General features: G+C 37.0%; 18 protein-coding genes, 2 tRNA genes and 7 pseudogenes. 10 read left to right on the plus strand and 17 right to left on the minus strand.

Annotation, left to right across the window (positions count from 1 at the left end; all coding sequences use genetic code 11):
- Positions 1–231 (minus strand): annotated as a pseudogene (locus ACFIKQ_RS07545) (phage tail protein); the annotation flags it as partial.
- A gap of 9 nt (positions 232–240) precedes the next feature.
- Positions 241–351: pseudogene (locus tag ACFIKQ_RS07550) on the minus strand (phage antirepressor Ant); the annotation flags it as partial.
- Positions 352–734: 383 nt separating this feature from the next.
- Here ACFIKQ_RS07550 and ACFIKQ_RS07555 point away from each other — a divergent pair.
- A complete protein-coding gene (locus tag ACFIKQ_RS07555) occupies positions 735–1,820 on the plus strand; it encodes a hypothetical protein (RefSeq protein ID WP_375656210.1) in 1,086 nt (361 codons plus the stop codon).
- Between the two features lie 3 nt (positions 1,821–1,823).
- On the opposite strand, the pseudogene ACFIKQ_RS07560 reads toward ACFIKQ_RS07555, so the two are convergent.
- From ACFIKQ_RS07560 to ACFIKQ_RS07570, 3 pseudogenes are all read right to left on the minus strand, one after another.
- A pseudogene (locus tag ACFIKQ_RS07560) lies at positions 1,824–2,206 on the minus strand (hypothetical protein).
- 1 nt (position 2,207) lies between these two features.
- Positions 2,208–3,285 (minus strand): annotated as a pseudogene (locus ACFIKQ_RS07565) (major capsid protein).
- Positions 3,286–3,297: 12 nt separating this feature from the next.
- Positions 3,298–3,531: pseudogene (locus tag ACFIKQ_RS07570) on the minus strand (head decoration protein); the annotation flags it as partial.
- Between the two features lie 106 nt (positions 3,532–3,637).
- Between ACFIKQ_RS07570 and ACFIKQ_RS07575 the strand changes: the two are divergent.
- Both ACFIKQ_RS07575 and ACFIKQ_RS07580 read left to right on the plus strand, forming a co-directional pair.
- Positions 3,638–3,940 (plus strand): type II toxin-antitoxin system RelB/DinJ family antitoxin, encoded by a 303-nt coding sequence (locus ACFIKQ_RS07575; protein WP_375645097.1) that lies wholly within the window; start codon positions 3,638–3,640, stop codon positions 3,938–3,940.
- Positions 3,886–4,125 (plus strand): type II toxin-antitoxin system YafQ family toxin, encoded by a 240-nt coding sequence (locus tag ACFIKQ_RS07580; RefSeq protein ID WP_375645096.1) that lies wholly within the window; start codon positions 3,886–3,888, stop codon positions 4,123–4,125. The genes ACFIKQ_RS07575 and ACFIKQ_RS07580 overlap by 55 nt, the downstream gene beginning before the upstream one ends.
- A gap of 88 nt (positions 4,126–4,213) precedes the next feature.
- Here ACFIKQ_RS07580 and ACFIKQ_RS07585 read toward each other — a convergent pair whose 3' ends face one another.
- The 3 genes and pseudogenes from ACFIKQ_RS07585 to ACFIKQ_RS07595 form a co-directional block, all read right to left on the minus strand.
- Positions 4,214–4,456 (minus strand): hypothetical protein, encoded by a 243-nt coding sequence (locus ACFIKQ_RS07585; RefSeq protein WP_375635922.1) that lies wholly within the window; start codon positions 4,454–4,456, stop codon positions 4,214–4,216.
- 7 nt (positions 4,457–4,463) lie between these two features.
- Positions 4,464–5,189 (minus strand): annotated as a pseudogene (locus tag ACFIKQ_RS07590) (antA/AntB antirepressor family protein).
- A gap of 611 nt (positions 5,190–5,800) precedes the next feature.
- Positions 5,801–6,168: pseudogene (locus ACFIKQ_RS07595) on the minus strand (hypothetical protein); the annotation flags it as partial.
- Between ACFIKQ_RS07595 and ACFIKQ_RS07600 the strand changes: the two are divergent.
- The 5 genes from ACFIKQ_RS07600 to ACFIKQ_RS07620 all read left to right on the plus strand — a co-directional run bounded on the left by ACFIKQ_RS07600 (position 6,118) and on the right by ACFIKQ_RS07620 (position 7,878).
- Positions 6,118–6,345: a hypothetical protein gene (locus tag ACFIKQ_RS07600; protein ID WP_375647604.1), complete on the plus strand. Its 228-nt coding sequence runs from the start codon at positions 6,118–6,120 to the stop codon at positions 6,343–6,345. The pseudogene ACFIKQ_RS07595 and the gene ACFIKQ_RS07600 sit on opposite strands and share 51 nt — an antisense overlap.
- Before the next feature lie 116 nt (positions 6,346–6,461).
- The gene (locus tag ACFIKQ_RS07605; RefSeq protein WP_375647602.1) at positions 6,462–6,713 is read left to right on the plus strand and encodes a hypothetical protein; all 252 of its coding nucleotides are present in this window, start codon (positions 6,462–6,464) and stop codon (positions 6,711–6,713) included.
- A gap of 8 nt (positions 6,714–6,721) precedes the next feature.
- Positions 6,722–7,027, plus strand: coding sequence for a DNA adenine methylase (locus ACFIKQ_RS07610; protein WP_375656211.1), 306 nt, complete (start codon positions 6,722–6,724; stop codon positions 7,025–7,027).
- Positions 6,996–7,415, plus strand: a complete 420-nt coding sequence (locus tag ACFIKQ_RS07615; protein WP_375647601.1) for a DNA adenine methylase — start codon at positions 6,996–6,998, stop codon at positions 7,413–7,415. Before ACFIKQ_RS07610 ends, ACFIKQ_RS07615 begins: the two co-directional genes overlap by 32 nt.
- Before the next feature lie 184 nt (positions 7,416–7,599).
- Positions 7,600–7,878, plus strand: a complete 279-nt coding sequence (locus tag ACFIKQ_RS07620) for an XRE family transcriptional regulator (RefSeq protein WP_375653229.1) — start codon at positions 7,600–7,602, stop codon at positions 7,876–7,878.
- Between the two features lie 89 nt (positions 7,879–7,967).
- On the opposite strand, the gene ACFIKQ_RS07625 is transcribed toward ACFIKQ_RS07620, so the two are convergent.
- The 3 genes from ACFIKQ_RS07625 to ACFIKQ_RS07635 all read right to left on the minus strand — a co-directional run bounded on the left by ACFIKQ_RS07625 (position 7,968) and on the right by ACFIKQ_RS07635 (position 10,269).
- Positions 7,968–8,042 (minus strand) — tRNA-Val (locus ACFIKQ_RS07625).
- Between the two features lie 97 nt (positions 8,043–8,139).
- The gene (cpdR, locus tag ACFIKQ_RS07630; RefSeq protein ID WP_005773448.1) at positions 8,140–8,502 is read right to left on the minus strand and encodes a cell cycle two-component system response regulator CpdR; all 363 of its coding nucleotides are present in this window, start codon (positions 8,500–8,502) and stop codon (positions 8,140–8,142) included.
- A gap of 849 nt (positions 8,503–9,351) precedes the next feature.
- Positions 9,352–10,269 carry an alpha/beta hydrolase gene (locus ACFIKQ_RS07635; RefSeq protein ID WP_375636041.1) on the minus strand — a complete coding sequence of 306 codons (918 nt, stop codon included), beginning with the start codon at positions 10,267–10,269 and terminating at the stop codon, positions 9,352–9,354.
- 279 nt (positions 10,270–10,548) lie between these two features.
- On the opposite strand from ACFIKQ_RS07635, the gene ACFIKQ_RS07640 reads away from it, so the two are divergent.
- A complete protein-coding gene (locus ACFIKQ_RS07640; RefSeq protein ID WP_273788169.1) occupies positions 10,549–11,016 on the plus strand; it encodes an Hsp20 family protein in 468 nt (155 codons plus the stop codon).
- A gap of 261 nt (positions 11,017–11,277) precedes the next feature.
- Here the strand turns inward: ACFIKQ_RS07640 and ACFIKQ_RS07645 are convergent.
- Positions 11,278–11,354, minus strand: a tRNA-Pro gene (locus tag ACFIKQ_RS07645).
- A gap of 569 nt (positions 11,355–11,923) precedes the next feature.
- Between ACFIKQ_RS07645 and ACFIKQ_RS07650 the strand changes: the two genes are divergently transcribed.
- Positions 11,924–12,289 carry an iron-sulfur cluster assembly accessory protein gene (locus ACFIKQ_RS07650; protein WP_375636042.1) on the plus strand — a complete coding sequence of 122 codons (366 nt, stop codon included), beginning with the start codon at positions 11,924–11,926 and terminating at the stop codon, positions 12,287–12,289.
- 69 nt (positions 12,290–12,358) lie between these two features.
- On the opposite strand, the gene mazG is transcribed toward ACFIKQ_RS07650, so the two are convergent.
- From mazG to ACFIKQ_RS07675, 5 genes are read right to left on the minus strand one after another with little or no spacing between them, the layout of a single operon-like run.
- Positions 12,359–13,174 (minus strand): nucleoside triphosphate pyrophosphohydrolase, encoded by an 816-nt coding sequence (gene mazG, locus ACFIKQ_RS07655; RefSeq protein WP_375647598.1) that lies wholly within the window; start codon positions 13,172–13,174, stop codon positions 12,359–12,361.
- A 33-nt stretch (positions 13,175–13,207) separates the two neighbouring features.
- Entirely contained in the window at positions 13,208–14,137 is a 930-nt protein-coding gene (locus ACFIKQ_RS07660) for a lipid A biosynthesis lauroyl acyltransferase (protein WP_375656223.1), read from the minus strand.
- Positions 14,138–14,143: 6 nt separating this feature from the next.
- Complete coding sequence (locus ACFIKQ_RS07665; RefSeq protein WP_375636044.1) at positions 14,144–15,172, minus strand: zinc-binding dehydrogenase; 1,029 nt, start codon at positions 15,170–15,172, stop codon at positions 14,144–14,146.
- Between the two features lie 58 nt (positions 15,173–15,230).
- Positions 15,231–16,505: a beta-ketoacyl-ACP synthase gene (locus ACFIKQ_RS07670; RefSeq protein WP_375636045.1), complete on the minus strand. Its 1,275-nt coding sequence runs from the start codon at positions 16,503–16,505 to the stop codon at positions 15,231–15,233.
- A gap of 14 nt (positions 16,506–16,519) precedes the next feature.
- Entirely contained in the window at positions 16,520–17,695 is a 1,176-nt protein-coding gene (locus ACFIKQ_RS07675; protein ID WP_375656212.1) for a beta-ketoacyl-ACP synthase, read from the minus strand.
- Between the last annotated feature and the right edge of the window lie 7 nt (positions 17,696–17,702).

Consider the following 17,702-nt stretch of genomic DNA (forward strand, 5'->3'; position numbering starts at 1 on the left):
ACTCTTGCGTTTTTCAGGTGGGGTATTTGTAACCACTACTGTATCCAGCATTCTTTTTGCGCGTGCATTGGTTTCATCGGTAAAGGTTTTAATGGTTTGGGTTGAAGTTTTGTTAATTGAAACATTAAACCCTAACTTTTCTTTCATCCAATTAGGCATCCAGTTGGTTAATTTGCTTATCATGCCGCTAAACCATTCGGACAAGGTTTACCACTTGCTTTTGATGCCGTCTCACAGGCTATCAATGAGATCGGATTTTATCTCCAAAAATGCATGCAACTCACGAGCATTTATCGTTTGAACTGTATCCTGCTCAATAATTTGTTCTTTAATTTCTATAAGGGTATTCATAAAGGACTCCTAGTTGTTAGATGTTTCTTAATGACACTTTAAAAGAGCTCTGGGTGCTAAGAAACATGGGCAACTAGCCCGTCGTTATATTTTCCCCGTAAAGGGTCTTGTATAGTGTAACTATACCCGACAAAGTTATTATATGCGTGTAACATACAACGAGTCAAAACTTTAATTGGCGGAGAAGATATTGTTCCAGCAATCCGTTCGCTAGTTGCTTTAAAGTGTTTCTTAGGCACCTGATTCGATTATTCATATCGCTGTAATAATGTCACGCAGCAATATCACTTTTTTCTAAAAATTATAAGCACATCTTTACTTTATTTGTCGACTCACTTTAAATTTTTTGGCTTAGTTTTTTATTTATAGTGGAGGGGGAAATAATGCTCGATACGCTTGATACAATTGCGGTGATCGTATACTTGTTATCATTCCCAGTGATGGTTGTCGGACTTGTTTTAGTGTGTATAAAAAAATGGCGGAAAAACGGACTGAAAACTCTTGGTATTGGAGTTTTATTATTTCTCGGCTCTGCAATATTAGGTGCGTTTTTTTTTCACAAAATCGAACCAGATCAAGTTACATACAATAATGAAATTTTTTCCTCCTCCTCGACTTCATTAATATATGTTGCTACTCAAAATGAAAGCGTGAAACAGGTACTACCTGAGAATACTGATAAGCAAAGTATCCATGTTCAAGACAAAAAGTCAGACGAAAATAATGGTCTAGGTTTTTGGGGATGGTTCAGGTTAATTTTCTTTGCATTTATTGCTTTGTTTATTTTTGTTCATTGGCAAGATAGACGCAAAAAGCGTTTTAAAGAAAAAGTTTCAGAGCAGGTTTTAATGCCTCCCCCCCATATCCACCCTTCTTCTGATTTATCAGTTGTTAATAAAATGTCGCTGGAACTTGAAAAAAAACGGTTAGAAAAGAGGGTACAGATCTTTCTCCTTTGTGTTCTGTTGAGTGGAGGCATTGTGGTAACAGTAACTATTACACCATGGTTATTAGTACCCATTCTTATTGTTTTAATTTTTGTTATTATTGCCTATCGTGAGGCGAAAAAGGAAAAAAACTTTGAGCAAGAAGTTTCTCTGTGGCAATCAGATATTCCTCCCTCTAATTTTGAGGAAGCATGTGAAATGTTTCAAGAACTTGATGCAAGTGAATATGATTATCGTTTAGCAAAAAATGAAAAACTGTTGGGAGTTCAAGAACGCGTTACCTTCAATATTGGCGAAAAGACTCCAGCTTTAGGACGTCTTTTAGTAACAAACCAAGCTATTGTATTTGAAAGCCCTGAAGATAATGAAAGGACTACTTGGGCAGGAATTGCATCAGTCACTATAACATACCAAAGATGTCACATCAGTCACCGTACTGGCGCACCATGGAATTACCGATTTAGTGCCATTCCAAATCCAAGGTTTGCAGCAGTAATCCGGGCTCTTGGGCAGCCTTATTGATTTTTAAACACACAAGATAAAGTTGCGTCCATTTTTTATCTCCCGCAAGATAAGCTTATACATACCAGATTCTGAGGCTTGGACATCTGTGATCACGAAGTGCTCTTGGGAAGAGGGAGCTTTGCTGTTTTTAGGAACCATCACAATAACACTATCTTGAGGGTTTGGTGGCACCCGCCCCCAATATCATTGATACAAAGATCAAGTTCCTTTCTTGCAATTGTGGTAGGGATTCTGCCACCAGCGTCCGATTCTGAATGCTTAATGGTGTAAATCGCTGTGATACGAAAAGATTGCTGATTGTCCTTTCGCGTGTAGATGATGGGCTTCCCAAAAGTGTTGCGCACATCTTTAACCATTTGGTTTAGCAGTCCGTGCCATCGCATGTTATTTCGCTCCAATCACGGCTTTAAACAGCATTTCTGGGCGTGTACAAATGTAAAGCGGATAGCTATAGAACCTCCGGTTTTACCCATGCATTACGGTCGTGATCAACGATCAGCATGGTGTAGAGAGGCTTTCCAACCGTGTTGGCAAAATCCAAGCTTTCACCTAGTGCAAAGGTTTTTTGGAAGACACCAGGCGCATCAACAGGGAAGAATTGACATTCATCAGGCTTAATTCCTATGGTGCGCTTTGTTCCAGCCTTCGCACTTACATTATAGTTGTGAATACTCCGGTAATTAATGAAAGTGACACCTGCAAAGTCAAAACTGCCAAAGCTGCCCGAGCCAAGAGCGCTTGGTGTTGCAACACCTCCGGCGCTATTAAGTGTCTGTGCTAAGGCTGTGTTTAAATAGGTCTCACGAATTGTTTTATGGTTTTTCAACTTGGAAAAGAATTCATTTCCACAAAGCCCAATAATGCGTGAACGATCAGAAAATGCTCCTTTTGAAGCCTCAATCATCCTCATAATGACTCGATCAACATTGTCAGCAACATTGGTTGTCTCAACATTTAGTTTAAAGTCAATGGGCTTTGGTGGTGTGATTTCCCATTCTTTGTACCAATCGACAATCACGGAGCCATCAGCATCAAGGACAACACCTTGAACAGCGCCAAGCTGCATATTTTCCCATGTCAATTCGATTTCAGAAATCAGTTTCTTTTGTTTTCTGGCAATATATTTCATTGCTGTTTCTAACTGATCTTCTGTGCCAAATTCACGACGGTTTTGGATTTCTTCTGATTTCACTGTATCACTTTTGGCAATCCGTGTTGTTTTGAAAAAGCGAAGATTACGCCCCTCTCTATCACCTTCTGCCAAAGGTGCGCCACGTTCGCTGGTTTGAATAAGCGAAAATGTATTATCACGCCGTTCAATCCCAACCACTGTGGTACTGGTTTCAACTTCCTCAAAAAGATTAAGAGAGCTTACAAGACCAGGTTGAAACTCATAGTTTTCAATGGCTTTCATCATTGTGATGCTTGAGAAAGCATCATGTTTAAAAAAATTCATATCCATGTGTGCATTCTCCTATCGCAATAGAATGTTGTTCTTGTCTTCTAAAGACTGAATGGCTGCTTTCTTTTGCTCATCCGTGATGGCATCTGGCCATAGCAGTTCAGAAGCTTTTACAGTGCATAAGCGTGCTGTAATCACGGCGCGTTGATCTGCGCCTGTTGCGTCAATAGTGGCAAAAGAAATCCCTGCCGGTGTTTGACTGCCATCTGCTGCTGCTGGATTAAGGGGGATGTATTTTTCTGATGCTTGAGGAATGGGGTTTTCGGCGTATCAGATAAGCCAAACATTTTGCGGTTGAAATTAAACTCCAATTGTATTGCACTGAAATACAGTTACAAGAGGAGAGATCATTATGGCTGCTAGTCGTATGGTTCAGGCGCGTGTACCAGAAGAAATTCAAAATATCGCTAATCAAGTTATTCAAGCTTCAGATTTATCAGTAAGTGATGTTGTGAGAGTGTTGATGACGCGTATTGCACAAGATAAAGCTATTCCGTCCTTCTTGTTTCAACCCGATGCGGAAACCATAGCGGCTTTTACGGAATTAGATGAAGGCAACTTAAAAAAGTTTCATTCCGTAGACGAATTATTTGATGATCTATGTGGACGATTGAACGCACCACTATCTCCAAACGTGATTTCAAGCGTGAAATGAAAGGACGGTATCGGCATCTTTTAGATATTGATTTGCGCCAAATCATTGCAGCATTAGCAATTGACCAGCCTTTAGAACCTCGATATCATGACTATGCATTGACTGGGAATTGGAGCAATTATCGAGATTGCCATATTCGACCTGACTTAGTGTTGATTTATCGCTTGATTGGTCAAGATCGATAGGTTTTAGTATGTCTAGGCTCTCATTCAAAACTTGATCTTTAAACTACCTCCCCATTTTTGAGAATGGAGAGGGGAGTTATGTTTTTAGCTAAGCAGCTTCCACAACAGGGCTCTCCAAAGTAGGAGCATAAGCTTGCAATAACGAATTCATGCTATGCGGGAGTTCTGAAGTTCCAAAGCCTTTAAGAACTGCTAGAATCTTTGTAATATTCGGTACCTCATCTTGAAGTTTTAAAATCAAAGCTTTTTCTATCACACCCATAATGTTAACCAGAGTACTACAATTTTTTTTATCTACATATTCACAATTGACAAACTGAAACAAAGCCATTCACACATTACATAAAAAGTTGGTATCTACCTTCATTGCATACCCCCAAAGATATTTGTTCTCTCAAACATGCCAATCCTTTTGGTGTAATTTTTGTTGAAGGCAGTATCTTTTCTGTAGCATCAGGTCCTTGAATAGTGATAGCAGGATAATCCATAAATCCTTTCTTGATTTTATCCTGATAGGGTAATAATGGACCACTTGGAATACGGCGATACACCCAATCATGTTTATGTAAGTAATCTGTTAAGTCCTTTGGCCGTACTTCAAAAATTTTTTCCGCTTCAATAAGACCGAACAAACCATCAGAAGGCTTTAAATCCTCAAGCGCGTCTGCTTTGGGTGCTATTCTGCGATGATGCTACTTTCTGTTCGATTTGATTTTGTAGGTGATTCAAGACGCCAAGTAATGCTTCGGGCTTGGAGTAATCGATTTGCGGTGTCGCTACTTGTTTTGCAAGCTTTTCACATTCGATAAAATACTCTTTTACTTGATGACCTTTATCATTACGCTCGATCATTGAAAGGTGTTTTGCCATGTCTAAGGTGAGGTGATATTCCATGCTTGGACGCCCACCTTTTTCTAAATTTTTAGAAAAAGCTATAAGTCTATATTTTCTCGAAATTTGCATTCTTTAATACGATTTTTAATCCAGTCTGCAAATTTTGATGTAATTTCCAAAAACGCATGCAAATCACGAGCATTGACGGTTTGAACAGCCTCTCTATCAATAACCCGTTATTTAATTTCTATAAGAGTGTTCATAGTGAACTCCTATCGATTAGAGGTTTCTTATTGACATTCCAGAAGAATGCTGGGCGCTAAGAAAGACGGTCGATAGTCCGTCGTTACGCTTTCCCCATAAAGAGTATTGTATAGCGTAACTACACCCGACAAATCCATTATATGCATGTAGCATATAATGAGTCAAAGTCCCTAATGTGCGGAGAAGAGATTGTGTCGGTAATCTATCCGCTATCGATTTAAGGTGTTTCTTAGGCACCTGATTCGAAAATATACATTGACGCAATAATGTCGAGAATAAAAATAATTTCCATCTCAAAATAATTATATACTGTACAGTGTACATATTGAAATCATTATTTATCAATGAGTTAAGTGTACAATGTACAGTTAATTTGAAAATTCTGTCGCTAGCGATAGTTTGCGCAGCCTGCCCCGTAACGAAGCTAACTCGCTGGGAAGTATCTTTTATATTTATTTTATTGACTTTTTTATAAAAAAACAAAGCATAAGTGATAATCTGTTTTTAAAATTGCAATCAAAGTGTGTAATGCATAAACTCATAAGGATACGGGATAGGTAGATAAAGCTTGAGAACATTATTTAGCTTTCTTATTAGCAGCGTATTCTTGACGTTCAAGTTGTCTCTGTATGTTTTTAGTTAATCTTTCACTGGTATATTGTGCGATAGAATTTGCAATTTCTGGCTTGGACATCACTCCAGCAATTGATGGTCCTTCTTGTTTTGCAATGGGGAATTTACCTCCGTCTACTCTTTGAAAAACATTACTCTTCATCTTTTTTAAATCAACACGCTTTGGAAAATTTCCACCCTTAATAAAACCATGAGGCAAGATTTCTTTTTTCCAAACATTGTGTAAGTTACGCCGCGTTTTGTTTTTTTTTGCTTGAAAAAATTAAGAGGTATCGGTGTTCCAGAACCAATGATATCTGTCTTGAGAAGTTTTGTTTTATAGCGGCTTTAGCCAAGGCGTTTCACCTTGGCAAGCAAAGCGAACGGAAAAAGCAAACCGAGAATGCTTTAAAGACAGCAACAACGCGGCTTGAGGTGGAAAATGAAGTTAATCAAAAAAGTGATGCTGGTGTGCGCTCTGAACTTTCTCGTTGGGTGCGCGGCAAATAGGTCTGTTTCTTGTGGTGGCTGGTTGCCCATTTATTTGGATAACAAGGATGTTGCGGTCATCAGTTCCAACCTTGCAAGAGATATTTTGAAGCATAACAAGCAGGGAGCCCATTTATGTGGTTGGAAAGATGGTCAAGAAACGAAGCAGCAAAGATAAAGGTCTTACAGAAAAAGAACAACAGCTCCTTCATGAGATGATAGAGACCTATCAAGGCTTAAAGATGATGTCACGTATCATGAAATTGATTGCCTTCATCCTCTTTATGTTTGTAATAGATTTTTCCCGTTTTGTGGACGCCGTAGAGAATAGCTTCTCACACCTCAAAAAGTGGATAACAAAAAAGTTAGATATCCAAATCTCTCCTTAAAAAATATGATGAAACAAGAATTTACACAAATATTGTTTGCGTGGATGGGGGGTAAACACTATCTGCGTAAGAAAATTATACCGATTTTAAATAATATTGGCCATGAAACCTATGTTGAACTATTTTTAGGTTCAGGTTTTATTTTTCTAAACAAAAGACCAGCAAAATATTCCGTTATTAATGATCTGAATGGAGAGATCACGAATCTGTTTCAATGTGTTCAAAATGACTTTGATGATTTAGCCAAACGACTAGAATGGTTTGTTTCTCCAACGTTGTGTGATGTATGGGAAAAAAGATTATGTCTCTTTTAGTTTTGGAAGAAAAAAGCTTACATTATTTAATCCCGATAAGCTTTTAGCAAGGATGCGGCGTGTTAGACAGAAGCTTCTTGATACGACGATCTTAAATTTATCGTGGGAGCGAGTTGTCGAATTTTTTGATGCCCCCGACAGTTTATTTTACCTAGACTTGCCTTATCTTGTAGAGAGGAGGTATTACAGCTCTGGGAATTTTGTTGAAGATGATTTTGTGAGGATGGCAAAAGTTCTCAAAAGCATCCAAGGAAAATTTGTCTTGAGTCTGAATGATAGTGATGAGGTTCGAGAGATCTTTAGGGATTTTGACTTTTTAGAATTAGAGACCCTTTGGACATCTGGTTTTGCTAAAAAAAACTCTTCGAAAAGAACTCTTGATTCGTAATAACTGAGGAAATCATAAAAAGATTTGTTAGAATCAGAAGAAATATTTTTTCTCTAACAGGACGTTTTTGATGCTTACATCCTTTGGTAAAATTTTACGGAAACTTTGTCTTGATCACTCAGAACGCCTCTTAGATATGGCTAAGAAATTAGACATATCTGTAGCATTTTTATCTTTTGTATAGATCAGAAAAAAATCTGTTCCTGTAGGACTGGAGGAAAAGATAATTGAACTCTATGCTTTAGATCAAGGGGTAGCAGAAATTTTGAGAAGAGAATCGGATGCTTGTCGCACAAGTTTTACAATCAAGACTTCTGATCCGTTGAGGCGTGAAATTGTTGGCATGTTTTCTAGATTTATAGATATTTTTACACAAGAGGATTTAGAAAAATTCAAACAAATACCAGAAGTAATTCGCGAATCAAAAAGAGAGAAAAATGCTACCTTTGTAGAGAAATGTTAAAAAACCCTATTCCTCTAACTTTATTCAGACATCCCTCACAGTAAAAAAGATGTATAAATACAGCAAGTTATAGGATAAGAAGAAGAATCTGGTGGGCGTGACAGGGATTGAACCTGTGACCCCTACGATGTCAACGTAGTGCTCTCCCGCTGAGCTACACGCCCATTCATTGATGTTGCATACACCATATAGAATGATAAACGTCAATGCCTAATTTCGTTTTCTCTTTCAAGAGATGCAAATAACTTAAAAAAATACTTTTTAAGCAGCGATAAGGATCTTTTCAACCTCATTGACGAGTTCACGTAAGTGAAATGGCTTAGAGAGAACCTTTGCATCAGGAGGGGCATCACTATTTGAATTGAGTGCTACCGCTGCAAAACCTGTAATGAACATTACTCGTAAATCAGGGTCAATCTCAGTAGCACGTCGTGCGAGTTCGATTCCATCCATCTCTGGCATCACAATATCAGTCAAGAGAAGGGAAAATGGCTCTTCTTGTAAACGTTCATACGCGCTAATACCATTATCGAAATCGGCGACTTCGTAGCCTGCACGTTCTAAGGCTTTTACGAGAAAGCGACGCATATCGTTATCATCTTCTGCGAGCAGGATTCGTTTCATGATTATGTTCCAATGGCTCCATTTGTCAGAGTTTTGCCGCATCAATTATACAATATAGAGTATTTATAAAAAAGACGGTAAAATGCTCATAATTGAAATGAATGGCAAAATGGTTAATTCTTACATTCTTATTCAGAATACAGCATATTCGTTGTGAGTTGGTTAAATTCAAAATATATGTGATTTTGAAAAAAGAAGGGGTTCTCTAAAACTTTTAAGATGATTCATTGCTATCTTTTCTTTTAAATTCGCTGATTATTATCAGAATTTCATTAAAAAACTTATGAAAACCGTTACTGTAGGGACTTGCTATATAGAGAAATTAGAAGAATATTATGTTAATTTATTGTTTTTTAAAAATTCTCTTAAGAAATAGAAATTTCATAGTTATTTGTTTTTATAGAGATTTGTAATAAATATTATAAGTGCGCTTTATTTTCAGTTTTTTCCTTAAATAGATGAAAACTATTATTTTTCTAGATATAATATTAAATTAACACTTAATAATAGATCAAAAATAGTATTTTGATGTTTTATTTATAAATATGTATCATGTTATATTAAGGTAGATTTATTATCTTCATTTTATTAATTATACAAAATATTTTTTTATTAAGTTATTTTTTATGATGTAAAATAATTTTGTTTAATGTAACGATATACTTTGTATATTAGTTTTTTATTAGAATGCGTGGTAAATATTTAGGTCATGGCTTGCCTGTAGAGGCTAGAAAACGAATCATATGAGTGGTTGGAAAGTAAAATCCATTATATTAAAAAGTGTTTGTAGATCCAACGCTCGTAGAAATTTTCTTTTTTATGGGGTGGAGCGGAAATTAAGATTTAGTGTTATTTTACAAATACATTATCGGGAATAAATGCATCAAATGCAGCCCAAAATTGCTTTTTATAATTTTCGTTAACCATAATTGTATCCAGTTTAGCGCCTGTAATAGTAATACTTTCTGTCAGGCGTGTGTGTTGGCATAATTGCCGCACTTCAATGTTGTTTGCAATATTGTTTTGATTGGCTAGAATAAAGAGTGTTGGAATTCGTAAATCTCCGTGGAGTACATTTCTCTTCATAGAATCGATCGCATTAAATACCGATGCCATCCATTGGGATGTTGGGGGCTTAATGGAATGGAACGGCACTTTATGCATGTGTTCCGATTTTATATTGTTTTGTTTTTTTTTGTTTAATTTTTTCCCATCTTTCGCTGGTATAAAGCCAAGACCTATATCAGAAAGAAATTGTGTTAATTTATGTTGAAAACCATTCGTTTTATTACCGAATGGAGCAAAAAGGGGAGAAACACAGAGCAATTTATTAAACTGATAATTAATGAGATCTAATCCGCTAAGTGCTATCAATCCACCTATACCATAGGCGAGCATAGAGTAAGGAGGCGGACAATTAGGATAAACAATATTTTTAAGAAATTTATATAAGTCATTAATATCATTATTTATATCAAAACAATGATGTCGGCTTTGTTTTCTTATCTTGAAGGATTTTTTTTCTTGATCAAACCAGTCAAATATTGCTGTATGAAAACCGCGTTTAGAAATTTCATTTATTAATAAAAAATATTTTTCTAAAGTACTTGCGTAGCTTTTGAGAATAACAATTGTTCCCTTAGATTTTTCCACCTCAGGATATGTTATCGCAAAACGAATTTCGTGATCTATTGCTATTTTAAGAGTACCATGATGGATATTAGGAGGAGTGGAAGCCCAGTCTATGGGATAAATAGGTGTTTCCAATTGAAATCCTTTACAGTGTATTTGCCGCTTAGTGCAACGTGAGATAATGAGAGGACTTTGACATTTATGTAATGAAGAAAAAGGATTTAAAAAGGGGTATATTGCTTTTTAGATAGTTTTTATCAATTTAGGTTCCAAAGAGTTGAAATAAAGAAAAACAATTACCAGATAATATAGTGTGGTTGCCATGATGGGGCCGCAGGTTCACAAGTAAGTTTGCCATTTGGGAACTTTGTGAATTAATTATAAATTATAGTCGCTCTAGAGGAGGGCAATATTATGCGTCAAGTAGATTTTTCACCATTTTATCGTTCCACAGTAGGTTTTGATCATCTTTTTAACTGGTTTGATTCTAGAAGACAACCAGATGAAGTTTCTTCTTATCCCCCTTATAATATCGAGCGTTTAACTGAAGATTCTTATAGAATTTCTATGGCTGTTGCTGGTTTTTCTCAAGATGAAATTGATATTGAAACGCATTGTAACCAGCTGATCGTTAAGGGAAACAGAAAGTCTGAAAATGATGATGAAGAGCGAGAATTCCTTTATCGAGGCATTGCTTCGCGTGCTTTTGAACGGCGTTTTCATTTGGCTGATCATGTTAAGGTTATTGGAGCAGAACTTGGAGATGGGCTTCTTCATATTCAGCTTAAAAGGGAAATGCCAGCTGAATTAAAACCCAAAAAGATAACCGTACAGATGTCACCATCCATTACAAAAAATGATAATAGCGACATTGTCGTGTAGGAAAATTTAGAAAATATAAGACCGAATAATTATAAATTTTTCTGAAGAATAAAAAACGCGAGGCAAAAGGTCTCGCGTTTCGTGTGTGTGTTTTCCTAAGAACGAAGCTTATTTTAATAAAACAGCTTATTTCGAGTTTGTGATAAAATGTTATTGCACATTATTTTACGTTGAAGAAAAAATTCATGTATGTGCTAATTGAAATGCATAATAATTCACTTTTTAAGTAAGCTTATTTTTTATTTTATAGCATTTGAAAAATGGTCGGAGCGGCGGGATTTGAACCCACGACCCCTTGACCCCCAGTCAAGTGCGCTACCAAGCTGCGCTACGCTCCGAGTTTGTGTAAAACGATTAAATGACTGTTTCTTTAAAGGCAAGAGAAAAAATAAACAGAATAAAATCTAAAATGCTCTTGCACTTAGAGCTTTTGAAAGTAAAAAATTTTGGACATCAATATCTTGTTATCAATTCAAGATACGTAACAAATCTGTAAAATTCTTTGTAATCATTTTGTGAAGGGGTAAGATTGGTGGATTTAGGGGTATGAATTGGAGAAGGAGGGGAGAAAATGAGTACGGGGGGTATATTTTTTCCTTATCTAATCGTTACTTTTCTAAAAAGATAAAGATTTTTAAAAGGAGAGGAGTGAATGTATGGTATTGAAACGTTTTCCTTTGTTTAGAGTTTTTATAGACGAAGTATTTTGTGTTTTATGTGGACAAAAAATTGTAAGTTCTGGATTGTATAATCATAAATCTCATTTTATGGGTACGCGTTTTTATCCAAATAAACAAGGTCAGAATACTTTAATTTAGGTTTTGTTGTTTTTTTTCTAAAATACTAGATACAATATTATAGAGGAAAAACTTTCAAAATGTTTATTGAACTAAGAAAAGAGTAAACCATGAGCCGTTTTTCGGTAATAAATTTGACGGAAGCAGCAGTGGATCGTGTTAAAGCGATTATGGATGCAAAAGATGCACAGGGTATTCTTGTTGGTATCAAAAAAGGTGGTTGTGCAGGGATGGAGTATACAATTACTCTTGTCAAAGAAAAGGGGATAGATGCGGATGTTGTTGAAGTGAATGGTGCCCGTGTTTTCGTAGCACATGATGCGGTATTATTTTTATTAGGGGCGCAGATGGATTATGAAGTGACAACGCTTCGTTCTGGTTTTGTCTTTAAAAATCCTAATCAAGTTTCAGCATGTGGGTGTGGCGAATCGGTGGAACTTCGTCCTGCTACGCAGGATCAATATAAAACAAATTGAGCTGAGCTGAATTATAATTCAGTAATTTTAGAGGGACTTGTTCTTTGAGGTAGAAAAAATCTAATATTTTTATTGTTCATTTTTAGCTTGTTTCCAAAGTGCTTCCATTTCATTCAAGGATGCGTCAGTGAGTGTTTTAGATTGAGTGGATAGCTTTTCTTCAATATAGGCAAAACGGTTTCGAAATTTTATATTCGTTTTTTTTAATGCTTTTTGTGGATCAATCGCTAAGTGGCGTGCGAGATTAAGGAGAATAAAGTAGAGATCTCCAAACTCTGCTTCTATCTCTGAATTTTGTTTATTTTTGATGGCTTCTTTGAGCTCTTCGAGTTCTTCTTCTATTTTTTCAAAAACTTTATCACTTTTTTTCCAATCAAAACCTACTTTAGCTGCTGCTTCTTGTAAAGCAAGTGCCTCTTGGTTTGCTGGCTGGATTTGTTTTACTTGTGCGAGTATGCTTGTGGAGGAATTGTTGTTTTTTTCTTCGCGCAATTTTTTTTGTTCAACCTGTTCTCTTTTTTTTATATATTCCCACTCTTCTTTTATAAATCCTCGTTTTTTTTGCTCGGCATTTCCAAAAACGTGAGGATGGCGTCGAATCATTTTTGCCGTGATTGCATAAACAACATCTTCAAAAGTAAAGCTGCCTTCTTCTTGTGCAATGGTAGCATGATAGATAACTTGTAAAAGAAGATCTCCAAGTTCTTCACAGAGATCCTTTCGGTTTTTTCGTTCAATGGCATCGATTACTTCGTAAACTTCTTCGAGCATATAGGGTATGAGGGATTCAAAAGTTTGTTTTTTATGCCAGATACAACCGCTATCAGAATTTCGTAATGCAGTGATAATTGCAATGAGATCTTTGATGTCTTTTGAAGCTAACATTTGCACTTCCTTTGTAAGCAATAGAGCCTTATGTTAGATGTCCCAACGTCTATGTAACCACATCCATTGTCCAGGATATTCACGGACCCAAGATTCAACAATATCATTTAATTTTTGCGTAGAAGCAGCTATATCGATATCATTTTTTTCATCACGTGGAAGTTCTATATGTTCATATAACTCTAAACGATGACGTCCATTAGGCAAACGAATACAACGTGCTGGATAAATATCACAGTCATATTGTCGAGCGAGTTTTATAATTAAGGGATTTGTTTTAAGAGGTCTGTTAAAAAATGTTCCCATGATACCGCGGCGAAATTTTTGATCAACGAGCATACCAACATTTTCACCTTTTTCTAATTTGGCTGCTAATGCCCATGCTGCACCGGCCTTGGAGGGAATAAGATGCCCCATAGAAGTTTGTCGTGCTTTAAGGACTCGTTTGGCAACATAGGGATTATTGGGTGGTCTAAATAATACTGTAACATTAAGATCAAAACTTTGTGCACAAATAGGCAGAAGTTCAAAATTTCCAGTATGTGCGGTGAAAAAAATATGTGGTTTTTTTTCATTTTTTAATCGCTCAAATATTTCAACGCCTTTAACCTCAATGAAACCTGGCTCGTCTGCATGAGGATCAAAATCAAAAATTTTATCAAGAAAAATATATTCGGCTAGGAAACGTCCTATATTTTCCCACATTTCTATTGCAATTGCATGGAGTTCTTGCTCTGTTTTTTCTGGATATGCACCTCTAAGATTTTTAAGTGTGATTTGATGACGATGTAAAAGGGGACCAATTTTTTTTACCAACCAAGAAAAAAAAGAGACTCCCATTTTGGCAGGAAAGCATTTTAGAATAAATAAAGAACCAAAGAGCAGATATGCCCATAACAAGTAGGATATTTTTTTAGCTATAATTTTAATAAGATATATGAGATTTTTAAGAGAAAGCTTCATCATGATTTAATCGATTTTAAGGATAATTTTACCAAAAACATCACGGCTCTCCATTCGTTTTAAAGCTGTATCAATTTCATCAAGCTCAACAATTGTATCAATGACAGGGTGTACAGTTTTTTCTGCCATTTTTTGCATGGCATTTTTCATATTTTCCATACGGCAGCCAAATGAACCGAATATCTTAAGTTGTTGTTGGAATAATTGCATGAGATTTATTGGTGCTGAAACACCAGAGGTAGAGCCGCAAGTCACTAAGCGTGCTCCTTTTTTCATACATAACAAAGAACCGTTCCATGTATCTACACCAACATGCTCAAAAACAACGTCAACACCTTTTTTTTGGGTTAATTTACGCACCACACCTTCAAAACGATCTTTACGATAATTAATCACATGATCTGCTCCAAGAGAGTGTGCTTTTGCAATTTTTTCATCTGAACCTACAGTTGTGATAACTGTACAACCCATGTGTTTTGCAAGTTGAATGGCTGCAGAGCCAATACCTGAACCACCAGCCTGTATCAGGATTGTTTCTCCTGCTTGTAGTTTTGCGTTATCGAAAAGCATATGTTCTACGGTACCAAAAGTAATTGGAGCAACCGCTGCCTGCAATTCATCACATTGGGGAGGTGATGGAACTAATAAACGTGCTGGCAAATTGACAAGCTCACACGCAAATCCATCAAGGTGAAAACCGTAGACTCCCTTTACATGACTGCAAAGATTATCTCGTCCCTCATGACAAGCTTGGCATACTCCGCAGGTTTGTGCACCATAAATTGAGACAATCTGTCCAAGTTGGAGATGTTCAACGCCATCTCCTATTTGTATAACTTCACCAGAGGCTTCTGCACCAATGATGAGGGGCATTTTTCTTTTCGCAAAAGCCATGCCACGCCATCCCCATACATCAATATGATTAAGAGCAACAGCTTTTATCCGCACAGTTACTTCACCTAGACTAGGTGAAGATGGCGGGGAAATATTAGTGATTTCAAGCCGACGATCATCGAAGAGTTGCAGTGCACGCATTACCATTCCCTTTAAATATGTTATTAGGTTAGCGTTGTAAAATTTTATTATTAAAGGATTATCCTTTATATGCAGTGATGACAAGACTCATATTTTGACCACCAAATCCAAATGAGTTGGACAAAACTGCATTGACACAGGCTTTACGGCTATGATGAGGAACAACATCTAAAGGGATATCAGGGTCAGGATTATCATAATTTATTGTAGGTGGAAGTATCCCCGATTGAATGGTTAAAAGCGAAAAAACCGCTTCTATTGCACCAGCAGCAGTTAATGTATGCCCAATCATTGATTTATTAGAAGAGACTGGAATATGCTCTAAAAGATCACCGAATACTGTTGATAATGCAAGATATTCCATTTTCTCATTTTCAGGTGTGGAAGTTCCATGTGCATTAATATAATCAATTTCATTGATGGTTATTTTTGCATCATCTAAAGCTTTGCGGATGGATTCAATTGCTGGTGATGCATCGGGTTTTGAACGAGTACGGTGAAAATCATCGGCTGTTTCTCCACAGCCAGCTAAAATTCCTAAAACTGTAGCATTACGGTTTAATGCGCTTTGAAGAGATTCAAGAACAAAAGCACCTGAGCCTTCTGCCATAACAAATCCATCCCGATCACGGCTAAAGGGTTTTGCTGCTTTTTCAGCAGGCTCATTTTGGGTTGAAAGAGCAGATAGTAACGAAAAACGGATGAGAGATTCTGCTGAAACTGATCCATCTGTCGCAATTATGAGAGCTCGATTTGTCTCTCCCCGTCTAATAGATTCAACTCCTAATTGAATTGCTGTTGCACCAGATGCACAAGCAGTGGAAAGTGTAACAGGAAGTCCTTTTGTGCCAAATGTTTTTTGAAGTTTTTCTGCAATTGCACCAAATTGTGTGGCTTCAAAAAGCGTTTCATGGAGTTTATTCTTACAGACTTTAAGAAGGTGTGCATAAGAAGGTTCACCATTGAATTCGTCCTCTTGATCAAGACTAAAACGTGCGGTCCATTCAAGTTCAACAGGAGGAGCAGCTAGAAAGAGTGGTCCATTAAAATTTTTTTTATCAACAGCAGCTTGTTCCAAAGCTTCTTCAGCGGAAAGATGTGCAAGCTTCTCAGAAAGAGCTGAAGCACCAAGTGTACTTTCTTTGAGAAAATCAATTGTTCCAGCAATATATGTATTTAATCCCTCAACGGGAAAACGTGTTATTTTGTGGATACCGCTTACACCGCTTGTTAATTTTTGCCAATTTTCATGTTTTCCTTGTCCCAGTGATGTGACGATGCCTGCCCCAGTTATTGCTACAAGTGGACGTCCAAAATGATCATGATATTTCACTATAGAAATTCCCTTCAAACAGCTGTAAGACGCACAATACCTTCAGCTCTTTTTATACCAATAGTTGTAACAAATATTTCACGTACTTCTTTAGAAAAAGGTTTTTCATGAGGACTTAACGCTGGAAAACTGTGTTTTTTTTCAATTGAAAGTGCTGCAAGAGCTAGAGCTAGAGGAAATTGTGCTTCCCGCATATAACCAAATAATGTTGTAATGCCACGGTAAGATAGATCAGCATTATCAAGAGCATTTTGTTCTGCTTTTGTTGCTTCGTGAGCTCCTGAGGCTGCTGAAATGGCTAGGGCAGATTTAGCGCCCGCAGTTTTTAACATTGTTGCAATTGATTCTCTAAGTGGAATTTTGGTTCTATCTGTTTGGTTTGTAATAATTTGGCTAATTTCAGCATAAGCACGTGCGTTGCGCTTTTTTGCATGTTCTCCACTTTCAAGAACTAGGAAGATACCACCAGAACCGGCTATGATACCGCCGCCTGGGTGGATTTTACGATCCCACACTGGGCTCCATCCATTATGGGTTAAAAGACCACCAAGTTCATGCGCCAACAACATATCATAACTTTGTGCATTATAGGAACCTCCTACAAGAGCATGGGTACTTTGACCTGATTTAATGCGAGCTACAGCAATTTGAAGAGCAGAAAGCCCACTGCCTTCTTCTCCCATAAATGTACGAGATGATCCAGTGACTTTATGAACAATTGAAATGTTTCCTGCCAAAAGGTTTGAAAGTTGTGCCAAAAATAATGTTGGACGAAGTTCGGTTGAAAGAGCAACATTTAACATAGAGGCATGATCGGCAACTGCGCGCGCTTTAGAAAGAATCTGTGTATCAACAGTAATATCACGCTCTCCTCCACTTGCTGCTACAATCATGTCCATTGTTGAAGTGAGGTGTTCATTATTTTTCATGCCAGCATCATCAAGAGCAAGACCAGCCGCATAGGTACCAAGACGCTGCCATGTTCCCATTTGCCGTTGATCACTTTTTTTAGGAATTTGTAAACTCCAATCAATTTCGGGCAATTTATGAACCGTGTAGGGTGAAAAAGTTGTACAATCTAGGTTTGGTGTACGGATTGGATCATTTAAGAGATTCCAATGTTGATCAACTCCTTCCCCCAGAGAGCTTATGAGGCCTATACCAGTGATGAATACAGATTGATCATGCATGGTGAAA

Origin of the sequence: Bartonella sp. MR63HLJHH, assembly GCF_042194155.1 — a bacterium.
Taxonomy (GTDB): Bacteria; Pseudomonadota; Alphaproteobacteria; order Rhizobiales; family Rhizobiaceae; genus Bartonella; species Bartonella grahamii.